Below are 11,377 nucleotides of genomic sequence, written 5' to 3'. Positions count from 1 at the left end.
CCACCTCGGTTGGGGGTTCGCGGGGGTCCGGTGGCTTCGACAGGCTCAGCCACCTCGGTTGGGGGTTCGCGGGGGTCCGGTGGCTTCGACAGGCTCAGCCACCTCGGTTGGGGGTTCGCGGGGGTCCGGTGGCTTCGACAGGCTCAGCCACCTGGCGGGGCGCAAGGGGCTCGGCATCCGGAACCTTTTCGGTGTTCACTGGGGGCATGCGATCGATCTGGAAAGGCGCCCTGACCTTCGGCCTCGTCAACGTGCCCGTCAAGGTGTACTCCGCGACCGAAGACCACGACGTCTCTCTGCACCAGGTGCACAACAAAGACGGCGGGCGCATCCGGTACCAGCGCATCTGCGAGATCGACGGTGAGGTCGTTCCCTACCAGGACATCGACAAGGCCTACGACGACGGCGAGCAGACGGTCGTGCTCACCAAAGACGACCTCTCGTCGCTGCCGAGCGAGCGCAGCCGCGAGATCGAGGTCGTCGAGTTCGTGCCCAGCGACCAGGTCGACCTGCTGACGCTCGACAAGGCGTACTACCTCGAGCCCGACTCGTCGTCGCCCAAGGCCTACGTGCTGCTGCGCAAGACGCTCGAGCAGACCGAACGCACCGCGATCGTGCGCTTCTCGCTGCGGCAGAAGACACGGCTCGCGGCTCTGCGCGTGCGCGGCGACGTGCTCGTGCTGCAGACGCTGCTGTGGGCCGACGAGGTGCGTGAAGCGGCATTCCCGGCGCTGGATGAGAGCGTGCGGATCTCGGCGAAGGAGCTCGAGATGTCGGCCTCGCTCGTCGACAGCTTCTCGAAGGACTTCGACGCCGAGGAGTTCACCGACGAGTACCAGGCCGAGCTGCGCACTCTCATCGACGCGAAGCTCGAGCAGGGCGACGCCCTCGACACCGACGCGACCTTCGGCAAGCAGGAGGAAGAGGACGGCGGCGAGGTCATCGACCTGATGGAGGCGCTGCGCGCGAGCGTCGAGCGCAGCCGGGCCGCGCGCGGCGAGAAGACCGAGGACGCGCCGAAGAAGAAGGCCCCCGCGAAGAAGAAGACGTCGAAGGCGTCTTAGCGCGCGGGCTGATCTCCGTCTTCGAGCGTCTTCGGGTCGAGCGTCAGCGACTCGGCCTCAGCGTGCGAGACGGCACCCTCGCGCTTGGCGGCGGCGCGCTCGCGGAAGTAGTGGATCGCGATGAAGATCGCGGTGCCGGCGACCGCGGCGAGCAGGATCACGTCGATGTACTCGGTGACGATGTCGCGGATGAACGGGATGTACCCGACCGCGTACCCGAGCATCGTGAGGCCGATGCCCCAGAGGATCGCGCCGATGAGGTTGTAGAGCGAGTACTTCTTCCACGGCATGTGGCCGACGCCCGCCGCGATCGGGGCGAAGGTGCGGACGACCGGCACGAAGCGCGCGAGAATCACGGTCAGGCCGCCGAAGCGCTCGAAGAACGCGTTCGTGCGCTCGACGTTCTTCTTGCTGAAGATGCCCGACTCTTTGCGCTCGAAAATCGAGGGACCGGCCTTGTGGCCGATGAAATACCCGACCTCACCGCCGATGAACGCCGCGACGCCGATGGCCAGGGCGACCCACCACGCGTTGAGGCCGAAGACGCCGTTGGGGGCGGCCGGGGTGGAGTGCGACAGCAGCCCCGCCATGATCAGCAGCGTGTCACCGGGGAGCAGGAAGCCGATCAGCAGGCCCGTCTCGGCGAAGATGATGAAGCACACCACGAGCAGGGCCCAGGGCTGCGAGTTGGTGATGATGGCCGCAGGGTCGAGCCACGGGAGCAGCGCGCTGGTGGTGTGGATCACATCGGTCCCGTCGGGTCGAGAAGGCAGTGCGGAAAGGGCGAAACGTGCGGAAGGGGGGACTTGAACCCCCACGCCCGAAGGCACAGGAACCTAAATCCTGCGTGTCTACCGATTTCACCACTCCCGCGAGTGTGCTCATTCTAAGCAGGCGGGGCGCTCTCACGATGTGAAGGAGCCGTCAAGCCCACGCCCGTTTCCCCGCCGCGACACGCCGCGGGGGAATGCTGGACGCCATGGCATCCGTTCACTCCTCCATGAAGGCGATCACGTACTCCCAGCCCGGTGACTCCTCCGTCCTCTCGCTGGCCGAGAAGCCCCTGCCCGAACCCGGACCCGGCGAGGTGCGCGTTCGCGTCGTCGTGTCGGGCGTGAACCCGACCGACTGGAAGGCGCGCGCGACGACCGGCCGCCCCCTGCCGTTCGACGAGGTGACGCCCAACCAGGACGGTTCGGGAGTGGTGGATGCCGTCGGCGACGGCGTGACCGATCTGACGGTGGGCCAGCGGGTGTGGATCTACCTCGCGGCGCACCAGCGTCCGTTCGGCACGGCGGCCGAGTACACGATCCTGCCCGCCGCGCGTGCCGTGCCGCTGGCCGACGACGCCTCGTTCGAGCTCGGCGCGAGCCTCGGCGTGCCCGCGATGACCGCGCATCGCGCGCTCACCGTGCACGAGGACGGCCCCTCGCGCCTGGCCCCCGGCGCCCTCGCCGGACGCACGGTGCTCGTGCAGGGTGGTGCGGGTGCGGTGGGTCACGCCGCCATCCAGCTCGCGGTCTGGGCCGGCGCGACGGTCATCGCCACGGTCAGCAGCGACGAGAAGGAAGCCCTCGCGCGCTCGGCCGGCGCCCACCACGTGCTGCAGTATCCGAGCGATTCGCTGGCAGACGGCATCCGCGAACTCGCCCCGAACGGCGTCGAGCACATCGTCGAGGTCGCGATCGCCGACAACGCCGCCCTCGACGTCGAGGTGATCGCCAACCACGGCACCGTCGGCTACTACGCCGACAACGGGGGAGACGACTTCACCGCCCCCGTGCGCGTGAGCTTCGCGAAGAACGTGCGCTGGCAGGGCCTGCTGCTCTACACGGTGGGGGAGCGCGCTCTTCTCGCCGCCGCCGAAGACGTTGCGGCGGCTGTCGCCGACGGTGCGCTGCCGGTGGGCGAGGGCGCAGGCCTGCCGCTGAGCTTCTTCGACTTGGGCGACACCGCCGCTGCGCACGACGCCGTCGAGCAGGGAGCGACCGGCAAGGTGCTCATCCGCGTCAGCGAGTAAGCCGAAACGACGACAGCGCCGGGGTCTCCGAAGACCCCGGCGCTGTCGCGTTTCTACGACGTCACTCGTGTGCGCGTCGACGCACGATTGCGGTACCGGCGGCGACGATCACGCCGATCGCCAGCATGCCGAGGCCGATCGCGGGGAGCGGGGATCCTTCGACGTCGGATCCCGTGGCGGCCAGATCACCGCGATCGGGTCCGTTCGCGCCGGGACCGGTCGTGACCGAGGGCGACGGGCTCGGAACCGCGGCCGGCTCCTCGGACGGAACCGGCGACGGCTCGCTCGTCGGCTCGGTGGTGGGCTCGGGCGAGGGCTCGCCGGGCGTGGGCTCGGGCGAGGGCTCCACCGGCGGCTCTTCGACGGCGGCCCACGCGAGGTCGGCCGCGGCGTGACCGATCGCGGGGGCGAAGATGTCGATCGCGTCGGTGTTCACGTTCGCCAGGGTGTCGTTGACCGTGTGATAGTTGCGGTCCATGAAGACGCCCGCGGTGCCGCCGAACTGCTGCACCTGCTCCGCGGTCTTCGTGTCGTCGGCGCCCGAGAACAGGCCACCGGCGGGCACGCCGTTGTCGATGAACGCCTGGTAGTCGCTGCGACCGGAGTACTCGGTGTCGATCCACGGCTGCTCGATCGCATCGAAGTAGTCGGTGTACACCTGCTCGATCGCGGCGGACCCCTCGGGGATCGTGACGCCCTCGGCGGGGTAGGTCGACCGGTTCGCGTCGTACACGCCGACCGTGAAGTTCTCGGAGCCGATCATGTCGTAGTTGAGGTACGCCGAGATGCGCTCCCACTCGGCCGGGTCGTTCTCGACCAGGTCGGCGACGTAGGCGGTCGAACCCAGCAGACCGACTTCTTCGGCACTCCACAGGGCGAGGCGGATGCGCTTGTCGTTGGGGACGTCGGATGCCGCGATCTTCTCGGCCAGCGCCAGCACGGCGGCCGAGCCCGAGGCGTTGTCGTTCACGCCCGGTCCCTCGGCCACACCGTCGAGGTGCGCGCCGATGACGACGGTGTCGTCGGGGTCGCCCGCGATGGAGTCGGCGATGACGTTGAAGGTCTTCGTGGTGAGGAATTGCTTCTCGATCACCGCGGTGCCCTCGACGGGGGCGTCGGCCGGAGCCGCCTCGATCAGCGCGGCGAGGGTGTCGCCGCTCGACTGCGGAAGGGTGGCGGCGGGGGAGTCGTCGGGGTTGCGCGCACCCGAGGTGACGTTGGTCAGCTGGTCGTCGGGAGAGGCTTCTTCCTCGGGCGGACGCTCGTTGTTGTAGATGAAGACGGCCCCGGCGTCAGCGGCGGTGGCGTTGTCGATCTTCTGCTCGAACGAGCAGACACCGCGCTGCACGAGCACGATCGCCCCGGCCGCGATGTCGGCGAAGTCGGTCGGCTCGCACCCGAGGCGGCCGCCGTCTGCGGAGAGGGGAAGGGCGAGGGCGCCCGTGTAGGGGGCGTCGATGCCCTCGCTGTTGTCGAAGTGCGAGCCCTCGTAGGTGGTGCCGTCGACGGTGAGCGAGGCTTCACCGAACTCGGGGGTGTCGACCTCGAACACCTGCCGCGAGACCGTGAAGGCGCCGGTGTCTTCGAGCACCTTCTCGGCGTACTGCGCGGCGGCCTCGTAGCCGGGGCCGTTCCAGACGCGGTAGCCGTCGTCGGCGAACGACTCGCTGATGCGCGCCAGCTCGGTCAGGTGGGTCATGACGTCGGCGCCGGTGAGGCCGAGGTCTTCGGGGGAGTCGCCCGGTGCGGCGGCAGCGAACGCGGCCGGCGCCGACAGCAGGGCGCCGCCGACGAGGGCACCCGCGGCGAGCACCGCGGAGGCGCGACGAGCGCGAGAGGGAGGGGAATGCAGGGTGTATCGGGGCACGTCAAAGGCACCTCTCTGCGGGCGTCGACGCCCGCATCATCCAGGGGGAATGACACGCTGCTTCAGAGGGAAGCGAACGTTCGACGATTCTCATAGGGAATCGACAGATCCGGCAAGAGTCGCCGGAATGTTTACGGCGACGTAACACGGGCGGGGCTCCGCGAAGGGTCGTCCGGGGCGCGCGTGAGGGGTCACTTTTCGTCGCCTGAACGGGTCCGGAAGCGACCGAAAGGGACCCCTCTCGCGATCAGAGGGAAGGCGGGTCAGCGGGTGCGCGGGACGTAGCGCGGGACCCAGCGGATGAAGCCCGCCGCGCCGAGCACGGCGATGACACCCATCGCGCCCACGCCCACCGACAGCGAGACCGCGGCCGTCAGGGCCGACACGATCAGCGGGGCGATGGCGCCGCCGGCATCCGTCAACGTGCGCCACGAGCCGAGGAACGCGGCGGGCTCGGTGGGCGGCGCGATGTCGGCGCCGAGGGTGAGCAGAATGCCGCTCGACAGGCCGTTGCCGACCCCCAGCACCGCCGCGAACATGGCGTACCACATGGCCGCCGAGCCCAGCTCGTGCGTGAACGACAAGGCGAGGAAGCCCGCACCCATCAGCACCATCGCGGGCAGGGCCGCCCACAGGCGCCCGAAGCGGTCCATTACCTGGCCGCTGGCGTAGAACAGGGCGAAGTCGATCGCGCCCGAGACGCCGACGACTACGGCGATCGTGCCGGCGTCGAGTCCGAGCGACACGCCCCACAGCGGCAGCACCACCTGGCGGGCCGAGCGCACGGCCGACAGAGACGCCGCCGCGAGGCCCAGCCGCGCGAGCACGCCGCGAAAACGCCACATCGTGCGGAACACCCCCTCGCGCTCGACGGTCGGGATCGCGCCGGTGACGGGTTCGCCGGTGTCTTCGGCGTCGCGGGAGTCGCCGGTGCCGCGGCGGGTGGGGGAGCCCGCGCCCACCGGCACGGCCTTCTCGGGATCGGGGCCGAAGAACACCAGCAGGATCGTGGCGACCTGGCAGACGGCGAAGAAGACGATGGATGCCGTCTCGTCGCCGAAGATCGCCAGCAGGCCTGCCGAGATGAACGGGCCGACGAACATGCCGAGGCGGAACGTGCCGCCCAGCAACGACAGCGCACGGGCGCGGAAGGTCAGCGGCACGCGCGTGGTCATGAACGAGTGACGGGCCAGGGCGAACGACGCCGCGCAGAAGCCGATGAGGAACACCGCCGCGGTGAAGAACGCCAGCGACTGCGCGAATACGATGCCGGTCAGGCCGGCCAACACGACGATGCCGGCCACGCCCATCGTGATGCGCTCGCCGAAGCGGGCGACCGCCCACCCGGCGGGGATGTTGCCGCAGAGCTGGCCGACGACCAGGGCTGCGGCCACGAGGGCGGCGAGGGCGACGTCGGCGCCGAGGCGGTTCGCGATCACCGGGATGAGCGGGATCACCGCGCCCTCGCCGAGGGCGAACAGCAGGGTGGGGCCGTAGATCATCGGTGCGAAGCGCACCAGCACATTCCGGGGAGAGTCGGCTGTCACCGTCTCCACGATAGGCTTGATGTCAAATGCTCGAACTCGATTTGACCGCCGACATCCAGGCGCTGCGCTCGACCTTCGCCGATATCCAGGCCGTGGTCGACGTCGACGCACTCAAAGCCGACATCGATCGCCTCAGTGAAGAGGCCGGTGCCCCCGACCTCTGGGACGACGTCGACAAGGCCCAGAAAGTCACCAGCAGCCTGAGCCACAAGCAGGCCGAGCTCAAGCGCGTCTCGGAGATCGAGCAGCGCCTCGACGACCTCGAGGTGCTCGTCGAGCTCGCCATCGAGATGGAAGACGACGAGTCGGCCGACGAAGCGCGCCGTGAGCTCGCCTCGCTGAAAGACGTGATCGGCCAGCTCGAGGTGCAGACCCTCCTCGACGGCGAGTACGACCCGCGCTCCGCGGTCGTCACGATCCGCTCCGGCGCGGGAGGCGACGACGCCACCGACTTCGCCGAGATGCTGTTGCGCATGTACCTGCGCTGGGCCGAGCGTCACAAGTACCCCGTCAAGGTCATGGACACCTCCTACGCCGAAGGCGCCGGCATCAAGTCGGCCACCTTCGAGGTCGACGTGCCCTATGCCTACGGCACGCTGTCGGTCGAGGCCGGCACGCACCGCCTCGCGCGCATCAGCCCCTTCGGCGGCGCCGACAAGCGACAGACGAGCTTCGCCGCCGTCGAGGTCATCCCCGTGATGGAAGAGGCCGTCGAGGTCGAGGTGCCCGAGGGCGACATCCGCGTCGACGTGTTCCGCTCGTCGGGCCCCGGTGGGCAGTCGGTCAACACGACCGACTCCGCCGTGCGCATCACGCACCTTCCGACGGGCCTGGTCGTCTCGATGCAGAACGAGAAGTCGCAGATCCAGAACCGCGCGGCCGCCATGCGTGTGCTGCAGACCCGCCTTCTGCTGCTCAAGCGCGAAGAAGAAGCGGCCAAGAAGAAGGAGCTCGCCGGCACGATCACCGCGAGCTGGGGCGACCAGATGCGTTCGTACTTCCTGTACGGCCAGCAGCTGGTGAAAGACCTCCGCACCGGGTACGAAGTCGGTAACCCGGCGGTCGTGTTCGACGGCGACCTCGACGGTCTGATCGCGGCCGGCATCCGGTGGCGCAAGCGCAAAGACGACGACGACTGAGCCGTCTTTCCGCCCGAGCCTGAGCCCTGCGGATGCCGATCACCTCGGCATCCATAGGGCTCTCTCGGTTTCACGACACGGCGCGTCCTGACGGCCTGCTCGAAGCCCGCGCTTAGGCTCGTCGAGCCATGATCCGGTTCGAGAACGTCACAAAGCGGTATCGCGGCACCGCGAAGCCCGCCCTCAACGCCGTCGACTTCGAGGTGCAGCGCGGGGAATTCGTCTTCCTCGTCGGAGCCTCGGGCTCGGGCAAGTCGTCGTGCCTGCAGCTCATCCTGCGCGCCGAGACCCCCAGCGAGGGGCGCGTCGTCGTGCTCGGTCGCGACCTGCGCCGCCTGTCGAACCGCAAGGTGCCGTACTTCCGGCGCCACATCGGTTCGGTCTTCCAGGACTTCCGTCTGCTGCCGAACAAGACCGTGCACCAGAACGTCGCCTTCACGCTGCAGGTGACCGGCGCCTCGCGCGGGTTCATCCAGCAGGCCGTGCCCGAGGTGCTGGCGCTCGTCGGCCTCGACGGCAAAGAGAAGCGTCTGCCGCACGAGCTTTCGGGTGGTGAGCAGCAGCGCGTGGCGATCGCTCGCGCGCTCGTCAACCGTCCGCAGGTGCTGCTGGCCGACGAGCCGACCGGAAACCTCGACCCCGGCACCTCGATCGACATCATGCGCCTGCTCGCGCGCATCAACGCCGGCGGCACGACCGTCGTCATGGCCACGCACGAGGCCGGCTTCGTCGACCAGATGCAGCGTCGCGTGATCGAGCTGCGTGGCGGCGAGATGGTGCGCGACGAGCGTCACGGCGGCTACGGCGACACGTCGAGCCTCCCGCGCCTCGCACCCGAGGTCGAGCGCGGAGCGGCGGCCGTCGCCGCCCTCACCGCGGTGCTCGAGGTGCAGCGCGAGGTGACCGGCCTCACCGGTCCGGTCGAGCCGCTTCGCGTTCCGGATGCCGAGCGGCCCGCCGCAGCGCAGGCTCCGGCCACCGCTGCGCCGACGTCGGCGGCACGCGAGAACGCCGAGCCGCGCGAAGAGGCCGCGTCCGCGGCATCCGCCCCCGCCGTCACGCAGCAGAACGCCGAGCGCGAGCCGGGCACCAATACACGTTCCATTCCGGTCACGCGCCCCGATGTCGACGCCCTCGGTCTCGCCGACCGGCTCGGACTCGGAGGATCGAAAGACCGCCACGACGAAGTAGGACCCACGTCATGAGGTTCGGTCTCATCCTCTCCGAGGCCTTCACGGGCCTGCGGCGCAACGCGTCGATGGTCATCTCGGTCATCCTCGTGACCTTCGTGTCGCTGACCTTTGTCGGCGCCGCGATGCTCATGCAGATGCAGATCGGCAAGATGCAGTCGTACTGGGCCGACCGCGCCCAGGTGGCGGTGTTCATGTGCGCGTCGGTGTCGGACGTGCCGACCTGCACCACCGGCCAGGCCGCCACGCAAGACCAGATCGACGCCGTCAAGGCGACGCTCGACGGCGAGGCGCTCGCGCCCCTCATCCGCGACTACACCTTCTCGACCAGCGAGGAGGTGTTCGACAGCGCCAAGAGCCAGCTGCCCGACAGCATCCTCGGCGTGGTGTCGGCCGACTCGTTCAACGCGACGTTCAACATCAACCTCGTCGACTCCAGCCAGTCCGACGTGATCTCCGAGGCGTTCAGCGGCCAGGCGGGCGTCGAGGAGGTGACCGATCAGATGCAGTACCTCGAGCCGCTGTTCCAGGCGTTGACGGTCGCGACCTACGTCGCCGTCGGCATCGCCGGTCTCATGCTCATCGCGGCGGTGCTGCTGATCGCGACGACCATCCGCCTCTCGGCGTTTGCGCGACGGCGGGAGCTCGGCATCATGCGCCTGGTCGGTGCCTCGAACCGCTTCATTCAGACGCCGTTCATCGTCGAGGGCGTGCTCGCCGCGCTCATCGGCTCGGCGCTCGCGAGCGTCGCGGTGTGGGCGATCGTCGGCGTCGGGGTCAACCAGTACCTGCGCGATCGGATCAGCTTCATCACCTCGTGGGTCACCCTGGGCGATGTCGCCTTCGTGATCCCGGCGATCGTGGTGATCGGCGTTCTGCTCGCCGCGTTGAGCGCGAGCTTCGCGATCCGCCGCTGGCTGCGCGCGTAGCACGCAGCCGTCTCGGCGTCTGCCGTGCGATAGACTGTAGGGCTCTGTGTGCCCTTGATCATGAGGAGGTGGCACCATGCCTCGTGAGCAAGGTGAAAAGCTCATCGCGTCGAACAAGAAGGCGCGTCACGACTACGCCATCGAGAAGACGTACGAAGCCGGTCTCGTGCTGACCGGCACCGAGGTGAAGTCGCTGCGCCAGGGGCGCGCGAACCTCACCGACGGGTACGCCTACATCGACGGTGGTCAGGCGTTCCTCGACGCCGTGCACATCCCCGAGTACTCGCAGGGTCACTGGACCAACCACTCGGCCAAGCGCACGCGCAAGCTTTTGCTGCACAAGGAAGAGATCGTGAAGCTCTCGCACGCCGTCTCGGCCGGCGGATACACGCTGGTGCCGCTGCGGCTGTACTTCCTCGACGGCAAGGCCAAGGTCGAGATCGCGGTCGCCAAGGGCAAGCGCGAGTTCGAGAAGCGCCAGACGATCCGCGAGCGCGAAGACAAGCGCGAGGCCGAGCGCGCGATGCGCACGAAGAACCGCCTGGGCGACTGAGCTCGATCGCGGCTCGCCGTCACTCCGCGCGGAAGCGCCCCTCGACGACCGAGGTCACGACGATCTCCGACGGCTGCAGGCTGAATGAAGGTCCGCCGGCGTGGTCGGCCGACATCATGCGCGCCGCCAGCGGGTGCTGTACCTCGGGCCGGGTCGCCAGCAATCCGGCATCCGCCACTTCCACCGGAGACACGGATGCCAAGCCCAGAGCGTCCGCGTACGCACTGGCGCGCTCGACGGCGACGCCGACCGCGGCCGCGGCCACCTCGCGTTCGACACGGGCGCGCGTGGTGGGGGAGAGGCGCCACTCGACAGCGGTGACCTGCACGTCGTCGGACTCGGCGACATCGCCGAGCCACCACGACAGGGCGCCCGCGTCGATGAAGGTCGCGGACAGCTCCACGCTGGCGTGATGCACGAGGGGGAGCTGCGCGCCGTCGTGGTTCCACGGACGGTCGGACCACACCGACACGCGCGCGCTCGACCACTCCGACACCTCGCCCGAACGCAGGTGCGCGACCAGGCCGTCTTGCACGACGGCGGCGCGTTCCTGCGCCCGCTCGACGACCGGCCCGCGGGCGGGGCCGTCGGTGGTGACGGTGACGCGGACGGCGGCCTCTTCGGCGCGCACGCGCGCCTCGCTCTCGCCTCGGACGGTGATGACGACGGCAGTCATGGCGCGAGCATACGGGACCGGCCCAGGTCGCTGAGCGTGTCGAAGGTCCCTGAGTTTGTCGAAGGGCCCGGTACCCGCGATGTCGCGGTGGCTTCGACAGGCTCAGCCACCTCCCCGAGGTACCCGCGGTGTTCCGGTGGCTTCGACAGGCTCAGCCACCTCCCGCCCCAGGTCCCTGAGCTTGTCGAAGGGACCGGTACCCGCGATGTCGCGGTGGCTTCGACAGGCTCAGCCACCTTTCCGAGGTACCCGCGACGTCCAGGTGGCTTCGACAGGCTCAGCCACCTTTCCGAGGTACCTGCGACGTCCCGGTGGCTTCGACAGGCTCAGCCACCTTTCGGAGGTACCCGCGGCGTCGCGGTGGCTTCGACGGGCTCAGCCACCTCCCCGAG

General features: G+C 69.2%; 10 protein-coding genes and 1 tRNA gene. 6 read left to right on the top strand and 5 right to left on the bottom strand.

All coding sequences use genetic code 11. From position 1 onward, the window contains the following. Positions 1-206: 206 nt before the first annotated feature. On the top strand, positions 207-1,064 hold the full coding sequence (locus tag LPW41_RS10785; RefSeq protein ID WP_230704788.1) for a Ku protein: 858 nt from the start codon (positions 207-209) through the stop codon (positions 1,062-1,064). Here LPW41_RS10785 and LPW41_RS10780 read toward each other — a convergent pair. After that, positions 1,061-1,810 (bottom strand): DedA family protein, encoded by a 750-nt coding sequence (locus tag LPW41_RS10780; protein WP_144834768.1) that lies wholly within the window; start codon positions 1,808-1,810, stop codon positions 1,061-1,063. The two genes, LPW41_RS10785 and LPW41_RS10780, sit on opposite strands and share 4 nt — an antisense overlap. Before the next feature lie 45 nt (positions 1,811-1,855). After that, positions 1,856-1,937, bottom strand: a tRNA-Leu gene (locus LPW41_RS10775). A 127-nt stretch (positions 1,938-2,064) separates the two neighbouring features. Between LPW41_RS10775 and LPW41_RS10770 the strand changes: the two genes are divergently transcribed. Continuing rightward, the gene (locus LPW41_RS10770; RefSeq protein ID WP_230704939.1) at positions 2,065-3,084 is read left to right on the top strand and encodes an NADPH:quinone reductase; all 1,020 of its coding nucleotides are present in this window, start codon (positions 2,065-2,067) and stop codon (positions 3,082-3,084) included. A gap of 61 nt (positions 3,085-3,145) precedes the next feature. Here LPW41_RS10770 and LPW41_RS10765 read toward each other — a convergent pair whose 3' ends face one another. Together LPW41_RS10765 and LPW41_RS10760 are read right to left on the bottom strand one after the other, a co-directional pair. Continuing rightward, entirely contained in the window at positions 3,146-4,951 is a 1,806-nt protein-coding gene (locus LPW41_RS10765) for a M20/M25/M40 family metallo-hydrolase (protein WP_230704787.1), read from the bottom strand. 263 nt (positions 4,952-5,214) lie between these two features. Beyond that, the gene (locus LPW41_RS10760) at positions 5,215-6,453 is read right to left on the bottom strand and encodes an MFS transporter (protein ID WP_187358417.1); all 1,239 of its coding nucleotides are present in this window, start codon (positions 6,451-6,453) and stop codon (positions 5,215-5,217) included. Between the two features lie 71 nt (positions 6,454-6,524). Here LPW41_RS10760 and prfB point away from each other — a divergent pair, with 71 nt between their 5' ends. The 4 genes from prfB to smpB all read left to right on the top strand — a co-directional run bounded on the left by prfB (position 6,525) and on the right by smpB (position 10,309). After that, complete coding sequence (gene prfB, locus LPW41_RS10755) at positions 6,525-7,637, top strand: peptide chain release factor 2 (RefSeq protein WP_144834772.1); 1,113 nt, start codon at positions 6,525-6,527, stop codon at positions 7,635-7,637. A gap of 128 nt (positions 7,638-7,765) precedes the next feature. Then, the gene (gene ftsE / locus LPW41_RS10750) at positions 7,766-8,842 is read left to right on the top strand and encodes a cell division ATP-binding protein FtsE (RefSeq protein ID WP_230704786.1); all 1,077 of its coding nucleotides are present in this window, start codon (positions 7,766-7,768) and stop codon (positions 8,840-8,842) included. Beyond that, on the top strand, positions 8,839-9,756 hold the full coding sequence (gene ftsX / locus LPW41_RS10745; RefSeq protein WP_154096439.1) for a permease-like cell division protein FtsX: 918 nt from the start codon (positions 8,839-8,841) through the stop codon (positions 9,754-9,756). The genes ftsE and ftsX overlap by 4 nt, the downstream gene beginning before the upstream one ends. 76 nt (positions 9,757-9,832) lie before the next feature. Next, positions 9,833-10,309 (top strand): SsrA-binding protein SmpB, encoded by a 477-nt coding sequence (gene smpB / locus LPW41_RS10740; protein ID WP_144834778.1) that lies wholly within the window; start codon positions 9,833-9,835, stop codon positions 10,307-10,309. Between the two features lie 19 nt (positions 10,310-10,328). Here the strand turns inward: smpB and LPW41_RS10735 are convergent, their stop codons facing one another. Continuing rightward, positions 10,329-10,985 carry an SIMPL domain-containing protein gene (locus tag LPW41_RS10735; RefSeq protein WP_230704785.1) on the bottom strand — a complete coding sequence of 219 codons (657 nt, stop codon included), beginning with the start codon at positions 10,983-10,985 and terminating at the stop codon, positions 10,329-10,331. Between the last annotated feature and the right edge of the window lie 392 nt (positions 10,986-11,377).

It is taken from the genome of Microbacterium sp. JC 701 (assembly GCF_021026215.1).
Lineage (GTDB): Bacteria > Actinomycetota > Actinomycetes > Actinomycetales > Microbacteriaceae > Microbacterium > Microbacterium algihabitans.
This window is presented reverse-complemented; position numbering and strand designations above follow the sequence as displayed.

Coding starts and splice junctions, on each gene's coding strand:
- LPW41_RS10735 (WP_230704785.1), bottom strand. CDS start 10,985: ATGACTGCCGTCGTCATCACCGTCCGAGGCGAGAGCGAGGCGCGCGTG.
- LPW41_RS10770 (WP_230704939.1), top strand. CDS start 2,065: ATGAAGGCGATCACGTACTCCCAGCCCGGTGACTCCTCCGTCCTCTCG.
- LPW41_RS10760 (WP_187358417.1), bottom strand. CDS start 6,453: ATGATCTACGGCCCCACCCTGCTGTTCGCCCTCGGCGAGGGCGCGGTG.
- smpB (WP_144834778.1), top strand. CDS start 9,833: ATGCCTCGTGAGCAAGGTGAAAAGCTCATCGCGTCGAACAAGAAGGCG.
- ftsE (WP_230704786.1), top strand. CDS start 7,766: ATGATCCGGTTCGAGAACGTCACAAAGCGGTATCGCGGCACCGCGAAG.
- ftsX (WP_154096439.1), top strand. CDS start 8,839: ATGAGGTTCGGTCTCATCCTCTCCGAGGCCTTCACGGGCCTGCGGCGC.
- prfB (WP_144834772.1), top strand. CDS start 6,525: ATGCTCGAACTCGATTTGACCGCCGACATCCAGGCGCTGCGCTCGACC.
- LPW41_RS10785 (WP_230704788.1), top strand. CDS start 207: ATGCGATCGATCTGGAAAGGCGCCCTGACCTTCGGCCTCGTCAACGTG.